The 16,527-nt window shown below is 47.7% G+C and carries 12 protein-coding genes, 1 rRNA gene, 1 pseudogene and 2 riboswitches; of the genes and pseudogenes, 6 read left to right on the top strand and 8 right to left on the bottom strand.

Annotated elements, in window-relative coordinates; translation table 11 throughout:
* Positions 1-87: ribosomal RNA gene (locus tag EVJ22_RS15090) — 16S ribosomal RNA — on the bottom strand; the annotation flags it as partial.
* Positions 88-422: 335 nt separating this feature from the next.
* On the opposite strand from EVJ22_RS15090, the pseudogene EVJ22_RS15085 reads away from it, so the two are divergent.
* Positions 423-1,191: pseudogene (locus EVJ22_RS15085) on the top strand (VanW family protein).
* 20 nt (positions 1,192-1,211) lie between these two features.
* Here the strand turns inward: EVJ22_RS15085 and EVJ22_RS15080 are convergent.
* The 6 genes from EVJ22_RS15080 to EVJ22_RS15055 form a co-directional block, all read right to left on the bottom strand.
* Positions 1,212-2,573: an NCS2 family permease gene (locus tag EVJ22_RS15080; RefSeq protein ID WP_070329110.1), complete on the bottom strand. Its 1,362-nt coding sequence runs from the start codon at positions 2,571-2,573 to the stop codon at positions 1,212-1,214.
* An 88-nt stretch (positions 2,574-2,661) separates the two neighbouring features.
* A riboswitch (purine riboswitch) is annotated at positions 2,662-2,763 on the bottom strand.
* A gap of 133 nt (positions 2,764-2,896) precedes the next feature.
* Positions 2,897-4,420 (bottom strand): glutamine-hydrolyzing GMP synthase, encoded by a 1,524-nt coding sequence (guaA, locus tag EVJ22_RS15075; RefSeq protein WP_071399046.1) that lies wholly within the window; start codon positions 4,418-4,420, stop codon positions 2,897-2,899.
* A 111-nt stretch (positions 4,421-4,531) separates the two neighbouring features.
* Positions 4,532-4,632: riboswitch (purine riboswitch) on the bottom strand.
* A gap of 41 nt (positions 4,633-4,673) precedes the next feature.
* The gene (locus EVJ22_RS15070; protein WP_131444255.1) at positions 4,674-6,770 is read right to left on the bottom strand and encodes a transglutaminase domain-containing protein; all 2,097 of its coding nucleotides are present in this window, start codon (positions 6,768-6,770) and stop codon (positions 4,674-4,676) included.
* Positions 6,767-7,834 carry a DUF58 domain-containing protein gene (locus tag EVJ22_RS15065; protein WP_071399039.1) on the bottom strand — a complete coding sequence of 356 codons (1,068 nt, stop codon included), beginning with the start codon at positions 7,832-7,834 and terminating at the stop codon, positions 6,767-6,769. Before EVJ22_RS15065 ends, EVJ22_RS15070 begins: the two co-directional genes overlap by 4 nt.
* Positions 7,831-8,784 carry an AAA family ATPase gene (locus EVJ22_RS15060; RefSeq protein ID WP_071399040.1) on the bottom strand — a complete coding sequence of 318 codons (954 nt, stop codon included), beginning with the start codon at positions 8,782-8,784 and terminating at the stop codon, positions 7,831-7,833. The genes EVJ22_RS15065 and EVJ22_RS15060 overlap by 4 nt, the downstream gene beginning before the upstream one ends.
* 171 nt (positions 8,785-8,955) lie before the next feature.
* On the bottom strand, positions 8,956-9,561 hold the full coding sequence (locus EVJ22_RS15055; protein ID WP_131444253.1) for a flavin reductase family protein: 606 nt from the start codon (positions 9,559-9,561) through the stop codon (positions 8,956-8,958).
* 260 nt (positions 9,562-9,821) lie between these two features.
* On the opposite strand from EVJ22_RS15055, the gene EVJ22_RS15050 reads away from it, so the two are divergent.
* Complete coding sequence (locus EVJ22_RS15050) at positions 9,822-11,660, top strand: ATP-binding protein (RefSeq protein WP_233589745.1); 1,839 nt, start codon at positions 9,822-9,824, stop codon at positions 11,658-11,660.
* A gap of 205 nt (positions 11,661-11,865) precedes the next feature.
* Positions 11,866-12,186, top strand: coding sequence for a hypothetical protein (locus EVJ22_RS15045; RefSeq protein ID WP_131441758.1), 321 nt, complete (start codon positions 11,866-11,868; stop codon positions 12,184-12,186).
* Between the two features lie 60 nt (positions 12,187-12,246).
* Here EVJ22_RS15045 and EVJ22_RS15040 read toward each other — a convergent pair whose 3' ends face one another.
* Positions 12,247-13,602: a helix-turn-helix domain-containing protein gene (locus EVJ22_RS15040; RefSeq protein WP_233589744.1), complete on the bottom strand. Its 1,356-nt coding sequence runs from the start codon at positions 13,600-13,602 to the stop codon at positions 12,247-12,249.
* A gap of 173 nt (positions 13,603-13,775) precedes the next feature.
* On the opposite strand from EVJ22_RS15040, the gene EVJ22_RS15035 reads away from it, so the two are divergent.
* The 3 genes from EVJ22_RS15035 (at position 13,776) to EVJ22_RS15025 (ending at position 16,378) form a co-directional block, all read left to right on the top strand.
* Positions 13,776-14,453: a hypothetical protein gene (locus EVJ22_RS15035; RefSeq protein WP_071399044.1), complete on the top strand. Its 678-nt coding sequence runs from the start codon at positions 13,776-13,778 to the stop codon at positions 14,451-14,453.
* A 64-nt stretch (positions 14,454-14,517) separates the two neighbouring features.
* Entirely contained in the window at positions 14,518-14,769 is a 252-nt protein-coding gene (locus tag EVJ22_RS15030; protein ID WP_071399045.1) for a hypothetical protein, read from the top strand.
* Positions 14,770-15,049: 280 nt separating this feature from the next.
* Positions 15,050-16,378, top strand: coding sequence for an N-acetylmuramoyl-L-alanine amidase family protein (locus EVJ22_RS15025; RefSeq protein ID WP_071399048.1), 1,329 nt, complete (start codon positions 15,050-15,052; stop codon positions 16,376-16,378).
* Positions 16,379-16,527: the final 149 nt, after the last annotated feature.

The following is a 16,527-nucleotide window of genomic DNA, read 5'->3' as shown; positions in this document are numbered from 1 at the left end:
GGGTTCCGTCGATTTCCTGCGCTCGACTTGCATGTATTAGGCACGCCGCCAGCGTTCGTCCTGAGCCAGGATCAAACTCTCCAAAGAATTTGATATAGCTCTTGAAAATGACGAAGCTTGCGCTTCATTCAAAACTTGTAAAACTTTTTTTTGCCTCATCGTTCAGTTTTCAAAGTTCGTCTGTCGCGCTTAGCGACTAAATGATAATAACATTTCTTTTCAAATCATGTCAACAACTTTTTTCTCGTTTTCCGAAAGCGTTGTTGGCAACAGAGATAACTATATCATCCTCCAAACTGCCTGGCAAGCATTATTCTAAAAAAACTTTAGAAAAATTCATCTTCTCTTTATTACTAAGGAAGGAATCACTCTCCGCTACTTGAATACGTTCCCTATACTTATTCACAGAAGGCGGCCACACCATGCACCAACTACAACCAAAACACAGGTCGCCCCTACGTATCTGGGCTGGGACACAAGCAGATACGCTCAAGCGAAGTCTCCGGACTAGAAGCACTATGCGTCCACGAAAAGTAAAACGTCGTTACCTCATTTGATCCACACCCATCGCACACCTTTATACAGAAAACTCCGTGATGTCGATATGGAAATGCAACGAAACAAAGTGATCAAGTTAAATATCGCGATCAAACAACTCAATAATTTAATCGTCCACCCTGGTGAAGTATGATTTCACTGGAAGTCAATCGGACGACCGACAAAACGGAAAGGTTATGTCGACGGAATGATTCTTCACTATGGAAAAATCATAACCGGTGTCGGCGGTGGCTTATGCCAAATTTAATTTACTGGATCACGTTGCACAGTCCCCTCACTGTCACCGAACGCTATCGGCACAGTTACGATGTCTTTCTGGACTCAAGACGTGATCAACCTTTCGAAAGCGGGGCGACATGTTCATACAATTATCTCGATCTGCAAATTACGAATCAGACAACCCAAACATATCAATTACTTCTATATATAGAAGGAAATGAACTTGTCGGCGAATGGCGGTCCGACATCCCGCCGGCCGTTAGTTATAAAATATACGAACAAAACCACCATTTCACAAAGGAATGGTGGGGCGGGACACTGCTGCGCAACGAGTTCATCACCGAAAACCACGCACTCACGATGTATGACCCGTTCCTGCCAGAAAACACTGCATACAAAAAGGCCGACTCTTGATCGAGTCGGCCTTAGTCACGTTATGCGTGCGGTAAGAACATGAAGTAAGCAAGGAAAATGACGAGCATCCCGTACATGATTGGATGAATTTCTTTCGTCTTCCCTTTCGCGATCATCATGAGCGGATAAAGGATAAACCCAAGTCCAATCCCAGTAGCAATCGATGAAGTGAGCGGCATCATGATAATCGTCAAGAATGCCGGAACTGCGATTTCGATTTTTTTCCAATCGATATCGAGGAGAGCTGAGGCCATCAACACCCCAACGATGATGAGTGCCGGTGCCGTAACCGGTGCCGTGACGACTGCTAAGAGTGGTGAGAAGAACAACGCTAACCCGAAGAAGAGACCTGCGAACACAGCAGTCAACCCTGTACGACCACCCGCCGCTACACCCGCAGATGACTCCACGTATGAAGTTGCTGTCGAAGTACCAAAAATCGCACCTGCAACCGTCGCAGTCGAATCCGCCATGAGCGCCTTACTCGCACGCGGCACTTTGTTTTCTTTCATGATTCCTGCTTGACGTGCAACAGCAACGAGCGTTCCTGCCGTATCAAAGAAGTCGATGAAGAAGAACGTCAAGATGACGATGAGCATTTGAAGCGTGAAAACATCACCGAAGTTGATGAATGCTTGGCCGAACGTCGAAGACATGCTTGGCGGCATCGATACAACATCTGAAATTGCAGTCGGTGTTGGCACGAGACCAAAAATCATTCCTGCGATGGCTGTCAACAACATCCCAATGAAAATTCCACCCTTGATGTCTCGAGCCATCAACAATGCACTGACGACGAGACCAAATACCGCGAGAAGCGTAGTTCCTGTCCCGAGCGACCCAAGGCCGACAAGTGTCGCTTCGTTCGCAACAACAATTCCAGCATTTTTCAAGCCGATGAAGGCGATGAAGAAACCAATCCCTGCCGCCACCGCCATTTTAAGCGGAGCCGGAATCGCGTTAACGACCGTCTCACGAATACCTGAGAGCGTCAAAGCGATAAAGAACAATCCTGAGACGAGTACACCTGAGAGCGCCGTCTGCCACGGGATGCCCATCCCGATGACGACACTGTAGGCGAAGAAGGCGTTAAGCCCCATACCTGGCGCGATGGCGATCGGATAGTTGGCGAATAGCCCCATCGTGACCGATCCAATAAGTGCGACGAGACCGGTTGCCACGAAGACGGCACCCATGTCCATCCCAGCAGCCCCGAGCACGTTCGGGTTGACAAACAAGATGTACGCCATCGCGAGGAATGTCGTGAATCCTGCGACGAGTTCGGTTTTAACGTTCGTTCCAAGTTCTTTCAACTGGAAGTGACGTTCGATCCGGCTTTCTGACGGTTGATGTTTCGGTTCTTGCTTGAGCTGTGTGCTCATTGGTTTTCCTCCTTGGCTCGCCGTAAAACGAGAAAGGTCCCCGATCAATGACCGAGGACCCCACGCGAAACATACAGGGACAGACGTCCCCTTATATATGTCTCGCCGTAGTGAAATCATTTAAGGTGATTTCGTAGAGACTCTCGGGCCATATTCCCGATATTATACGGCAAAATTTAATTTGATTGTTCGGATATGAATAAGAACGTTTTTATCTTATCAGCGTTAAAATCGAATGTCAACAAAATGACGGATTTTATTAATGTTTTTTCGTTAAATGTTCGGAAATAGACAAAAGCAGAGGGATTCCCCTCTGCTCAAGTTTATTCCCACTCGATTGTTGCTGGTGGCTTCGATGTGATGTCGTACAGGACACGGTTGACGTGACTGACCTCATTGACGATTCGAACTGAAATCTTTTCAAGCACGTCCCACGGGATACGCGCCCAGTCCGACGTCATCCCATCAATCGACGTGACGGCACGAACGCCGACCGCATAGTCGTAAGTCCGCTCGTCGCCCATGACCCCGACCGAACGGATCGGTGTGAGGACGGTGAAGTACTGCCAGATATCGCGTTCGAGTCCAGCCTTCTTCACTTCTTCGCGAAGGATCGCATCCGACTCACGGACGATTTCAAGCTTTTCTTCTGTGATCTCACCGAGGACGCGAATGCCAAGACCCGGTCCCGGGAACGGCTGACGCCAAACGATGTATTCGGGAAGGCCGAGTTCCGTACCAAGTTCCCGTACTTCATCTTTGAATAGCGTGTTGAGCGGCTCGATCAACGTGAAGTTCATATCTTCAGGCAGGCCACCGACGTTATGGTGCGACTTGATCGTCTGCGCCGTGTCAGTACCGCTCTCGATGATATCCGTGTAAAGCGTCCCTTGGGCAAGGAAGTCCATATCGACGAGTTGAGACGCTTCTTCGTCAAACACGTAAATGAACTCATTGCCGATAATTTTCCGTTTCTGTTCCGGATCCGAGACGCCGGCTAGTTTCGCCATGAAACGTTCTTGCGCATCGATTTTGATGACTTTCATGTTGAATCCGTCTGCGAACGTCTTCATGACGCTATCCGCCTCGTTTTTACGGAGCAAACCATGGTCGACGAACATACACGTCAACTGGTCCCCAATCGCACGATGGACGAGTGCTGCGACGACAGATGAGTCGACACCGCCAGACAAAGCGCAGAGGACTTGTTTATCGCCGACGATCTCACGGATCTTTTCGACTTCGATGTCGATAAAGTTCTCCATCGACCACTCGCCTTTGGCACCACACACTTCATAGATGAAGTTTTTCAAGATGTCGTTGCCGTACTCCGAGTGACGTACTTCCGGATGGTACTGGACACCATACATTTTGAGATCGTCGTTTTTGATCGAGGCGACCGGGCAAGACGGGTTCGTACCATCGACGATGAACCCTTCCGGTGCTTCCATGACGAGGTCACCGTGGCTCATCCAAACCGTATGCTCAACCGGTAACCCTTTGTAGAGGGCAGATGCTTCAGGTGTCGAGAACAGCGTCGCTTTCCCATACTCGCGATGAGCCGCACGTTCGACGCGTCCACCGAAGTGATGCGTCATGAGCTGCATGCCGTAACAGATCCCAAAGATCGGGATGCCGAGTTCAAAGATTTCCGGATCGCAGCGGTACGCACCTTCCGCGTAAACGCTGTTCGGTCCGCCCGAGAAAATAATACCGGCCGGGGCAAGTTCACGAATCTCGGCAGCGGTCATCTTATGGGAATGAAGCTCACTGTACACCCCAAGGTCACGCACTCGGCGTGTGATCAACTGATTGTACTGTCCTCCAAAGTCGAGCACCAAAATCATTTCTTGTTCTATCTTCACAAAACCTCCACCTTTCTGCCTTCATCTCAAAAAAAGAGCGAGCCTCTCCCCCGGATTCACCAAACCGAAGAAGAAGCACGCCCTTTTTTCTGTATACGAAACGTGCTCCTTCATAGTCGGTCCATTTACGGTGGTCCGGTAGAGACTCTCGCGCCAATTCGCGAGTATATACGAAGGAATGCTTTGTTCAATTGTCTAACTAATGCGTCTATCTTACTGTATGCACCCGTTCACTTCAACTCATAATTCGGCGAATCATGATTTTCCAATATTCTTTATATTTTGAATTCGGAGTTTGATCGGCGTAAAGGCTCTGTTCGAACAAGCGCGTCAGGCGCGTCATTTCGTCCGATTCATAGTACGCATCGACTTCGGCCGCGAGCTCGGACGGCGTCCGGCCCTCAACTTTAAATCCGGCGCCGCGAAGCCGTTTCACGAGATAACGATGCATCGCCACGAGACGTGGTTCATTGAGCGGACGTCTCGTCCACCAGAGGACCATGATCAATCGTTCGAGTGACTTGCGGTTCCAGACGAGCAAGGCGGCTGCAAAAACGATGAGCACCCAAGCCCAAACCGGTATGTTCCACGACTCGGCCGCTGTCTCGCCTGTCACGACGTCGTCGAGCGCCAAGTCTTCTTGCGGACGGTTCGTCTGTTGATCATTTTGGTTCGCCTGAGGGTCGTTCGCCACGGGATCATCCGCTTGCGTGTCCGATTCCGTCTCGACTTGCAACAAGCTAGCGTCAGAGAAACTGATCGTCGCCTCGAGCGGCACCCAACCAGCCCCCTCCACGAAATACTCGACCCACGAGTGGGCGTGGCGGTTTCGGACCGTATATTCTTCCTCACCTTGGATGACTCCGCGTGTATCCCCCATCGTAAAGCCTTTCACCCAACGCGTTGGGACACCGTTCGCCCGCAGGAGCACGGCAGCTGATGTTGAGAAGTTGTCACAGTACCCGACGAGCGTATCGAACAAGAACTGGTCGACATAGTCGGTCTCGCCTTCAGGGGTTGCCACATCTTCCGTGTCATATTGGAACTCACCTGACTGGAAGAAGGCTTGGATCGCTTGCGCTTGTTCGTACGGGTTCTCACTGTCGGCCATAATCTCGACCGCTAAATCACGGACCCGGTCCGGTAGCGTATCCGGCAACTGCAAATAAGCTTGTTGCTCCTCGTCCGTCAACGTCGTCACCGGTTCGTTCAGCTCGAGTTGTTGTTCTGTAAATGAAGGGACGCTGTATCGCAACTGAATCGTCTCCGGCGTCACTTGTCCGTCATTATCGAATACGATTTTTCCGGAAGGGCGAATGTGGATCGTCTCATTCGGGAACGACTCTTCGATGTCTCCGACAAGGAACTCCGTCCCACTCTCCGTCTCCGCTGCCTGCGGGTATTCCCCGCCATACGGGACGAACGACTGGCGACGGTCAAATCGGAGCAACGCCTGTTCCGGGGTCGTATCGACCTCATCGTCGACGAGCTGCCCCCGGTTATAGTCAGAATCGAGGACAGGGGATTCAACCCATCCTTTACCCGTATAAATCTCTTTTGCCTCGATGCGCCAATAGCGGGCCGGCACACCCCGTGCGATGAAGACGATGCCGTCATCTTGTTCGAACGGACCGCCGAGCTGTTCGTCGTTCACGCCATAACCGACGCGACCACTCCCCGAACCGCCCTCGTTCACCGCGTTTTGGAAACTCGTCGTCAATCGATCAGACCAGTCCCCTTCGATTGTCGGAGACACACTGCCAAGTACGATGACAACCGCAGCTAGCAGGCCGATGCTGACGTAACGGACGAGAGATTTGCTCGGACGCTTCGCCACATCGGTCACGAACAAGAGAAAGAGCGATGCCAAGATGGCGAATAGGATATTACTTTCACCATCATAGAGCGTCCATGTGTCAAAATACGCCATCAATCCAAGCGTCGAGACGATCATTCCGAGAACGAAGCCGTAGCTCGGGTACGTCCGACCGACCAAAATGGCAAACAAGACACCGATGAGCGCCATCGCCGAGAAGAAAATCGCTTCTTCAGGCAGCGCCCCGCTCAATACACCTGTCAAGTCGTCGAGCCATAGTCCGAACCAGTCGAGCAAACTGCCGTGATAGATGTAGAGGACCGTAAAAAAGTTGAGGACGACGACAGCGATAAAGCCGTACCAAGGGAGCAGGCTCGCAAACATCGGCACGAGCAACAAAAATAAAAACGGCCAGTTCACATCAAACGTCGTGCTTCCGACGATCGGTTCAACCCAAAATGACAACAAGTAAGCGGCCAGGGCCGTATAAACGATTCGCTTCACCCACTCGGTCATGTCGTCACCTCATTCGCCGTATAGAGATGATAGCTGCCTTGGGTCTCATGCATGAGTTCGCGCACCCATTTCGTCTCGAACGGGCTAATCAAAATCAAGTTGCCCGTCTCTTGCGGCATGTTGCGCTTGACCCGCTCGACGAGACGGGCTTCCGGTTCCGGCGTCGCCGTCAACAGATAATGCCCAAGCTCGGCACTTTGGTCCGGCAAGTGGAACAAGCGGACCTGCTCTTCAATGACGTACAGTTCAAACGGCAAGTTTTTGCGCTCGAGTTGCCGAATCGCCCCGACGAGCAGTGACAGCGAACGTTCGAACGCTTCCTCATGCCCAGCCGAAGCCGACGGCACGAATACGAGCGATAGTTTCTTTTCTTGTTCCTGGTCGAACGTCTTCGTCATCAAGTTGTCTCGACGGGCCGACGCTTTCCAATCGATCCGGCCGATACGGTCACCGGCCGCATACTCACGGACACCGCTCGTCGTATTGGCGACTTCGGTATATGTCCGGGTGCGCCGATATTGCTCGCCCCGTCCGCCGACGTGTTCATCGCGCGGCAAATCGAAAGGCAGTTCAGCCGGGGAGACTTCGACGACCGTCTCAATCCGAAGCGTCCGTTTACGGTCGAATAACCCAAAGACGTCACGCACGTGAAGGAGTGTCCGGTCAAACACATGAATGCCTCGTTTAATGTGTTCAATCTCATAATGGATCGTCTCACTACGTCGAAAGAAACGATCGACCGGAGTGACGATCGGATCCGTCACTTCGGCCAAGCGTGATGGCGGTGCCTCTTCAAGCGTGACGACACCGACGAGGAACGGGTACTTCCGTTCGATTCGAAGTGCCACGTCCATCGTCTGCCCAGAGACGAGCCGTTTTGTCGTGACGCGACGAGACACGTTCGCCGCCGTGACCGGATACACCATGAACAGCGTCCAGTACACGGTCAAGACGAAAAATGACCACCATAGCGTCGACGCGACAATACTCCCCTCGATGCGAGCGAATGCATAAAGTCCGAATGCCGCCGCCCAGACGAGGAACAGCTTCATCCAATTTTTCATACTTCCTTGACCTCGCGATCCATCGGGACGGGAAGTGTGTCGAGCCACCCTTTGACGAGTTGCTCTGACGTCTTCCCTTTATAGCGCGCTTCCGCCGTCAACAATACCCGGTGCCCGAGCACGTTACCAGCGAGTGCTTTGACGTCATCCGGTAAGACGAAATCACGGTTATGGATGTATGCCCACGCCTGAGCCGTTTTCATTAGAGCGAGCGTCGCCCGCGGACTTCCGCCGAGGTATGTGAACGGGTCGTTCCGCGTCTCATGAATCAAGCGGACGATATACTGCTTGACCGCGCTCGAGACGTGAACGTCGCGTACTTCACGCTGCATCTGTTCCACTTCTTCTTTCGAGATGACACTTTGCAACGCTTCTAACGGTTCTGCCTTCTCGAAGCGGGTCAACAAAGCAATCTCCTCATTGAATGACGGATAGCCCATCTCGATTTTGAGAAGGAAACGGTCGAGTTGGGCTTCCGGTAACGGGTACGTCCCTTCATGCTCGATCGGGTTTTGGGTCGCCATGACGAAGAACGGCGACGGAAGAATCTTCACTTCGCCGTCAACGGTCACACTGCGCTCCGCCATCGCCTCTAAGAGCGCCGACTGCGTCTTCGGTGACGTCCGGTTGATCTCGTCGGCTAGGACGATGTTGCCCATGAGCGGGCCGGGACGATATTCAAACTCTTTCGTCTTTTGGTTATACATCGAGATGCCCGTCAAATCGGACGGGAGCATGTCTGGAGTGAATTGCACGCGTTTAAAGTTAAGGTCGATGGCGCGGCTGAAGGCACGGACGAGCATCGTCTTCCCGACACCCGGGACATCTTCTAACAGCACGTGACCTCCGGCAAGCAAAGCAGTCAAACTTTTCGCGATGACATCTTCTTTTCCGACGATCACCGTCTCAATGGCGGTGATGATCGATTGAATGGCTGGACGATAAGACATGGCCGACTCCCCTTTTTCTCTTGTTCCTGTCTCTTCCGAAATTCGAATGTTCTGATTTTATTGTGACATATTGAGCCGCTTGAATGAAAGAAATACATCGTACGAATCGGCTTTCCGTTCTTTACCCGAAAACAGGCGCCCTCTCTCCAAAACGAGCGGCGCCTTCGATATTTATTTAGGTCGTTCAATCTCGAACTGTTCACCGAGTTTGGCATAAAAATCACCAGCCAGACGGCTGACCGGTGCCAATTGCGCTGCGTCGACGCGCCCGGCTTGATACAATTCGGGATCGACATGAAAACGGACGACACGGGCGATTAAAACATCGGCAGTCACTTTTCCGTCATGTTCAATCGGAACGTGATGATGAAGTTTACACTCCATCCGGATTTTCGCTTCTTTGACACCCGGCGTTTCAATGACGTCACTCGGTTCGAGCGTGAACGTCGTCCGGTCGAGCTCACTTTCCTCTGGCCCTAGGCTCGCCGCCGTCTCGTTTACGAGTGCGACATTCGTCTCATCGACGATATGAATCACGAGTTCCTCAGTCGCAACTGCATTCCGAGCCGTATCTTTCATGACGCCGTCTTTTCGTTGGATGGACACCGAGACGAGCGGAGGGTTTGACGCAATGATATTAAAGTAACTGAATGGGGCAGCATTGACGACATCACCGTTGCGCGTCGTCACAAAAGCAATAGGCCGCGGGACGATGCTCCCGATTAAAAACTTATACGTGTCTCGTTCAGTCAATGCAGTCGGATCGATTGATAACATAATCCACCTCTTCTTTATATTGTTACTTTCAAGCTAGCTGTTTCGAATGGACGATGTCAAACGTAAACGCATCGGAATGTGTAGGATTATTAAATTCGGGGTATATCCGTCTAGATGTGTTAATTAGAGAAAAAGAAAATCAGCCGATTTCACAGTACATGAGCAGTTCGGTTTTCAGACGATTTCTCTTTATGTATATTTCGATTATTTGATGAATGAAGTGGAGTGGTTTTCAAAAAAGGAAGGAAGTAGAGCGTATTATGGGCAAGTGGATTGAACAATTGGACAGTCGCCAAATACTCCGTATCTTATACGGAGTATGTATCGCTAGCCTCGTTTTGACCGGGATCGGAGCTTGGGTCGTTCGAGACGGGACAGTCTCGTCGAGCGAACTGATGTCGCTACGTTGGATTTGGGTAGTCGGGTTAGTTATGTTTATCGGAGCTATTTTATTAATCGGGCGACCGCTCATCAAACGGATGGCTGCTCAAAACGAAAACATGCACGCGAAGCAGCAAGAGACGCAACAAGTGCTCGAGGAATCAAAACAAAATGAGACCAAACTACAATCCCGAAACGAATTGATTGAAGTGCTCGCCTCGAAGGAATCGTTATTCGACTATTCTTCAGTCATCGAAAAAATCGTCTTGTTGACCGAAGCAGAATTCGGGGCGTTGATGCTAGTCAAGGACGGAGAAATCCATTCGGTCGTCCCAAATGGAATGACCGAGGAGCAACAAGAGAGCTTAATCGAAAAATCATATTTATTACAACGTACCATGACCTCACAAGCACTCGAGGCCACGTCGAAAAAAATTGCCGACGATGTTCACAATTATCCTTACTATATACACGAGACGGCCATCCCGGTAAAGGACCCGTCTGATGGCAAGATGATCGGGTGCCTCTACCTCGCTTGTTATGACGAACAGTTCGATGCGAGTGAAAAGTCGGAATTGAACGCGTTCGCGAATCAATTGGCGATTTCCTTGCTACGGACACGCCTTTACAGTCAGATGCAACAAGACCGGAAAGAGACGGCCCAATTGATCAACTCGGTGCGCGAAGCGATCCTCTACTTGAACTACGAAGAACAGACCGTCGTCGGTAACCGGGCTTTCGTGCGCATGTTCGATGAGCTTCAGTTCGAATACAAAGGCTATGAGGAATTGGCCACCGTCTCGATTGATATCGAACAGTTGGCCGAACGCGTCGACCAACGCGAGTTGTTCATCGACTATGTCGAACGCGTCTTCAACCAAGACCCTCCGGTAGACGGACTTTCGATTTCGCTCGACCAGGGGGATTGTTACCTTCAAGTGTACGCGGAGAGTATTTACCGGGACGAGACGCTTCACGGAACGATGCTCGTCTTACGTGATGTGACGGCTGAAACCGAAATCGACCGAATGAAGTCTGAGCTCGTCTCGACCGTGTCTCATGAATTACGGACACCGCTGTCATCGATTTACGGATTCACAGAATTGATGCTCGAACGTAATTTGAAAGACAGCCGCCGTGAATTGTATTTGAAGACGATTCATGACGAGGCGAAACGTCTCTCCTACTTGGTCAGCGACTTCCTCGACCTTCAAAAGATGGAGGCCGGGAAACAAACCTTTGAGTGGGAACATGTCGATTTGTATACACTAGCACGCGACAGCATCACATTCTACCAAGAGACGACCGACCTGCACCATATTCACCTCGACGCCGACTCGGCCCAAGATTTTCAAATCGAGGCAGATCTCGCCGGGATGCAGCAACTACTCGGCAACTTGCTCAGCAACGCCATCAAATACTCACCAGAAGGCGGCAACGTCCTCGTCTCGCTCGAACGGATCGACGATCAAGTCGTCATAAAAGTACGCGATAACGGAATCGGAATTCCTTCGTCCGCTCTGCCGAACTTATTCGGAAAATTTTATCGTGTCGACAATTCGGATCGTCGTAAAATCGGCGGCACCGGGCTTGGCCTTGCCATCTGTAAAGAAATCACTAAAGCACATGAAGGCCACCTTCATGTCGAATCAGTTTACGGTGAAGGCAGCACGTTCATCTGTGAATTACCTACTTTAAAAGAAGCGATTCATCAATGAACACGATTGGCATTGCAGCCAATCGTGTTTTTTCACCGCTTTTTTCTTTTTAATAAAGGAATCTTTTGGCATAATATAGAAAAACAATAGCAACGGAACAGAATTCGTTCACTCGGTTATACCTACGCCAATATTCTTACACGTCTTTCACAGAAAAGAAGATATACTAAGGAAGAAGAGAGACACACGATTGGAGGTCATCAAGTTGGATCACCAGGACCCACCCGCGTTTTCAGAATTAGGTGACTTTAAACAATGGGGACGTTTTGATTTAAACGTTCCACTTCAAGGTGGACAAACCGAACTCCAGATTGCCGTATCCATCGTGAGAAATCACATTCCGCGTCGCTTGGGTGGTTTCTACATCATTGCGAACGAGGATCATATCCTCCATAGCGGTTCCCACGATGCAAACCTGCAAAAGCACATCATCCACTTGATCCAACAAGTACAGGCAGGCCATGCGGAACAAGAGTCACTTCTCCATGAATCGTTTTGGACGGTCCACTATTTTACTACACCATGAGAGAGACGATTCGGGCGTCTCTTTTTTTGTGCATAAAAAAACGCCTCCTTTTGGGAGACGTTATTCGGATTGCGACATAATTGCTATTACTTTTTCGTAGTATTCAGTAGCTAATTTGTACTTGCCGTTTTCTCTTAGTTCTCGCGCAAGCCAAAATGCATATTTTTTTGTGTACATGTATTCATCATGAGATTCGAAATATGAGACTGCTTTTTTCAAACTGAAAATCAGCTCATCTACATTTTTTTCTTTGAAATAATTCAAATATATATCAAAATGATGATTGAATTCCTCTATTTCATTTTCTTTTTTCATTAAATCATATCCTACTGCTAACCATTCCACCACTCCTTCTTCGTTACTTTGATCAAAGTTAACTTCAATTAATGATAAAACACTGTATAGTTTACTTCGCACCTCAATTTTATATTCAAAACTCTCAATAAAATACTGCAGAGCTTTATCTCGCTCCCCAAGCAGAGAATAAATTTCACCCATATTGTTGTAAAGCATTCCATAATAATTCTTTAAATCCGTGGCACTTATCACTTTAATCGCTTTCTGATAGTAAGATAACGCATCAGAAAAACGCTTTCTCCTCTTATAAGATAGACCAATAATTAAATGACATTCTACAATTCTCTCTAAACAAAAATTCTCTTGGAAATAAACGAGTGCAAATTTCACATTTTCAATTGCTTGAATATTATCTGTAAATTTATAGTAAAGTCCGCCCATGATGTAACGGATATCAGCAACTTCCCAATCAGGTATTCCTGAACCCGCCAATTCTTCGTTTAATTTTTCTACAAGTTCAAAGGCAATCTCTTTCTCATTCTTTTGAAACATCTTTAGAGCCTTTATAATTGTGTATCTTAACTGATCATCTTTGGTCAACTGGTCTTCAATCCAACCAACCTCTGTAACATATTGCTCATCACCACCAGGCATCATACCGAATCTTGCTAGAGTAACCATTAAAGTAATATACAAAGTCTTCGACTGTTTGACAGCTGGGTGTTCTATATATTTTTTAATGATATTTTGCTTTTCTTGATCATTACGATTTAAGATTGCTTCTTTTAGTAGACTTCGAATTTCACTTCTTACTTTCTCCACTTGATTACTAAAGTCAAAATAAAGTGGTACATCCAAATCTAACCTATCAAAAATAAGTTCCAGAACTTCTTCACTAGGAGAAGTTTGATTATTTTCAATTTTACTTAAATAAGAAACTGAACAAATCCCTCGGGCTAAAACGGTTTGTTTCATATTTTTTCTCATTCGCTCTACTTTAATTAGGTTTCCATAGTTATATTCCATTATAAGCAGTAGCCCCTTTGCCCTAATATCAGACAGTTTTTTCGTTATCAACCCTCTATTTCTTTCGAACCCAGGAAAATTTAAACGTTTCATATAAATAAACAGGCCTTTTGACTGAAAATTTCCCAACAACTCACAGTTCGACCGATAGGAAATTCATGATAAGATTTAACTATTAAAGAGTAATCACTTAAGAGAAATTTAGGTATAAAGATTCAACTTGAAGGAATAAAAGGAATTTAAGTCAATGGAGGTGAATATGTCATATGGGTAAATTAAACTTTTTACTTGCAGAAGATTACATTAAGCCTAGAATATACTTCCAGTCTAAGCAAGCGTCTTCTTTCAAGGCTTCCTATTCCTATGCTGACACTAAACAGTTCGAGGGATTAGAATATCTGACCCAATTGTTACGTTCATCTAAAGGCTTTATCCTTAACGCGTTTCAAATTGATTACTATCAGGCTTTACCGAAACTGATTGCTAGAACGCTTCAAGAAAATCGTTCTCATAGAAAGCTGTATATTCTTGGGCCTGAACTGTCTCTCTCTATTCTAAAGCGCAGTTCAAAAACCGTCTATGAGAAACATTTTCAGGAGTTCGGCTATATCAACATTGAACAGGAGCAACAAAGTGTCATTAGCCAGTGTCTATCTTTATTGAAAGAAGGACACATCCTATACATTCTTCCAGAAGCATCAATCTGTTGGCGACCTGAACCGCTCCAACAGTTTGAAAATCAATTTCCTCCTCTTTGCAGCACACTGCTCAGTCAAGAAGCCCATGTTCCAATTTTGTCATCTGCTACGACAGAAGAGTCTGACAAAGTTACTCTCTATGAACCGAACATGCCACAACAATTCATCGGAGATTTTGAATCACGGATTGCTCAACAATCTGAAGCAATCTACACATTGCTAGAATCTCCCCTCTCTGACTACTGAGCAACATCATACTAGGGATCATAGCTTATCCACATAAACCAATACACATAGGAGGAATTTGATCATGAAAAAAGCAACAGGATTCTTTTTTATCGCAGCAGCAATTTTTCTACTAGGAAGTTCGTTTAAACCACTAGCAGAAGAAGCTCCACGTATTACCAAAATCGAAGCTCCAGTTTTAAAATATGCTGAAGAAGCTCCACGCATCACTAAAGTTGAATCACCGATCAGAAAGTTTGCTGAAGAAGCTCCACGTATTACTCAAGCAGTAGAAACAGCTAAACCCTTTTCTGAAGAGCTTCCACGCCTTATCTAATTTTAAAAAGCGTTTCTTACATGAACACCTCAAGAAGTTCGGACTTAAGAGTCCAACTTTCTTGAGGTGTTTTTATAGATAGATATATAGATAATTTAGTTTATCTTCGTGTCTCTTTTTTTTATTCCAAATGCGACTATCGTTCTATTTTTAAAAAAAGATAAATAATTTACATATTAATCTCCATTTTTTTCTTGTTTACTTATATAATAGCGAAGACATGAAGACGATTTCATTTCATCGTTATTTCAAAGATTCAAGAAAAAGGAGCGAATCACGATTGAACATAGAAAAAACACCTTGGCATTTAAAACTCTTACTTAGCACATCCCTCGTCTTCACTGGCGCAGCAGTCGTACCGCTCGAGCTTTCACAGACCGGATTTGAATCAACTCGTGTCGAAGCGGCCACTACATATAAAACAACAGCCAATTTAAATCTTCGCCTTAGTGCAGCGACTTGGAGCAAAGTCCTTCTGACAATCCCAGCAGGCGCGACGATCAAATACATAAGCAAGTACGGCTCGTGGTATAAAGTCTCTTACGGTAGCAAGACCGGCTACGTCGCTTCACAGTATGTGAAGCAGACAACCGCTTCGACGATGACGACCAGTTCAACGAAAGCCTATACGACAACCGTCAACTTAAATTTACGGAAAAGCGCCTCGACGAGAGGTACGATTCTATTGACGATTCCAACAGGGAAACGAGTGACTTATGTCAGCACATACGGTTCATGGTACAAAGTGACGTATGGCGGACAGACCGGTTACGTCTCCTCACAATATTTAAAAGCTTCAAGTCCATCGACAACGACAAGCTCGACAAAAGCTTATACGACGACTGTCAACTTGAACTTGCGGAAGAGTGCCTCGACGACCGGAACGGTATTGCTTACCATCCCATCTGGCCGTAAGGTGACTTACCGAGGGACATATGGCTCGTGGTATAAAGTCTCTTACGGTGGGAAGACCGGCTACGTCGCAGCGCGCTATTTGAAAGCGGGCACAACGACGACACCCACTACTTCAACCGGATCAGGACGCACCGTCGTCATCGATGCCGGTCATGGCGGGAACGATCCTGGTGCAGTTTACGGATCTGTCCAAGAGAAAGTCATTGCACTCGACATCGCTAAGCGCTTGGCGAACACACTATCGAGCACGTACAACTATAACGTCAAAATGACTCGTGCAAACGATGGCTACTTATCCCTCGCCCAGCGCGTCTCGTTGACAAAGTCTTATAAAGGGAGCGCTTTTATAAGCGTCCATGCCAACTCGGCACCGAGTACGGCCTACCATGGCCATGAAGTGCTCGTCCCAACGACCGAGAGCTACACGACGAACCCTTACGTCTCGGCGAGTCGCAATTTAGGCGCGGCCATCAACCGTGAACTCGGTGTAAGGATCCCGACGATCCGTAATCGTGGCGTGAAGTATCAAAACGTGTATGTCGTCGGAAAGAATACCGTCCCGTCGACGCTCGTCGAATACGGATTTATTGGCAATGCGAACGATCGCGCTCATCTGACGAGTACGACATATCGTCAACGGATGGCTGATGCGACTGCTTCCGGCATTCATCAATTCATGCGTTCATCGAACTAATTCAAAGAGACCCGGCTGAACGTTTGATATGCTCCCCAATAGGTAGACAGATGAAATAACAAATCTGTTTATCAATTGGGGAGTGTTTTTTTATGGCGAGAAGTCGGCATTCGATTGAACAAAAACTGAGTGCACTACGTATGCTGGAA

Origin of the sequence: Exiguobacterium sp. SH0S7 (assembly GCF_004337195.1) — a bacterium.
Classification (GTDB): Bacteria; Bacillota; Bacilli; order Exiguobacteriales; family Exiguobacteriaceae; genus Exiguobacterium; species Exiguobacterium aurantiacum_A.
Note: the sequence above shows the minus strand (reverse complement) of the source record. Positions and strands in the feature narration are given on the sequence as shown.

Bases quoted from the DNA above. Each gene is read 5' to 3' on its own strand.
- EVJ22_RS15035 (WP_071399044.1), top strand. From the start codon at position 13,776: ATGGGTAAATTAAACTTTTTACTTGCAGAAGATTACATTAAGCCTAGA.
- EVJ22_RS15070 (WP_131444255.1), bottom strand. From the start codon at position 6,770: ATGACCGAGTGGGTGAAGCGAATCGTTTATACGGCCCTGGCCGCTTAC.
- EVJ22_RS15080 (WP_070329110.1), bottom strand. From the start codon at position 2,573: ATGAGCACACAGCTCAAGCAAGAACCGAAACATCAACCGTCAGAAAGC.
- EVJ22_RS15040 (WP_233589744.1), bottom strand. From the start codon at position 13,602: ATGAAACGTTTAAATTTTCCTGGGTTCGAAAGAAATAGAGGGTTGATA.
- EVJ22_RS15055 (WP_131444253.1), bottom strand. From the start codon at position 9,561: ATGTTATCAATCGATCCGACTGCATTGACTGAACGAGACACGTATAAG.
- guaA (WP_071399046.1), bottom strand. From the start codon at position 4,420: ATGATTTTGGTGCTCGACTTTGGAGGACAGTACAATCAGTTGATCACA.
- EVJ22_RS15065 (WP_071399039.1), bottom strand. From the start codon at position 7,834: ATGAAAAATTGGATGAAGCTGTTCCTCGTCTGGGCGGCGGCATTCGGA.
- EVJ22_RS15060 (WP_071399040.1), bottom strand. From the start codon at position 8,784: ATGTCTTATCGTCCAGCCATTCAATCGATCATCACCGCCATTGAGACG.
- EVJ22_RS15050 (WP_233589745.1), top strand. From the start codon at position 9,822: ATGGGCAAGTGGATTGAACAATTGGACAGTCGCCAAATACTCCGTATC.
- EVJ22_RS15030 (WP_071399045.1), top strand. From the start codon at position 14,518: ATGAAAAAAGCAACAGGATTCTTTTTTATCGCAGCAGCAATTTTTCTA.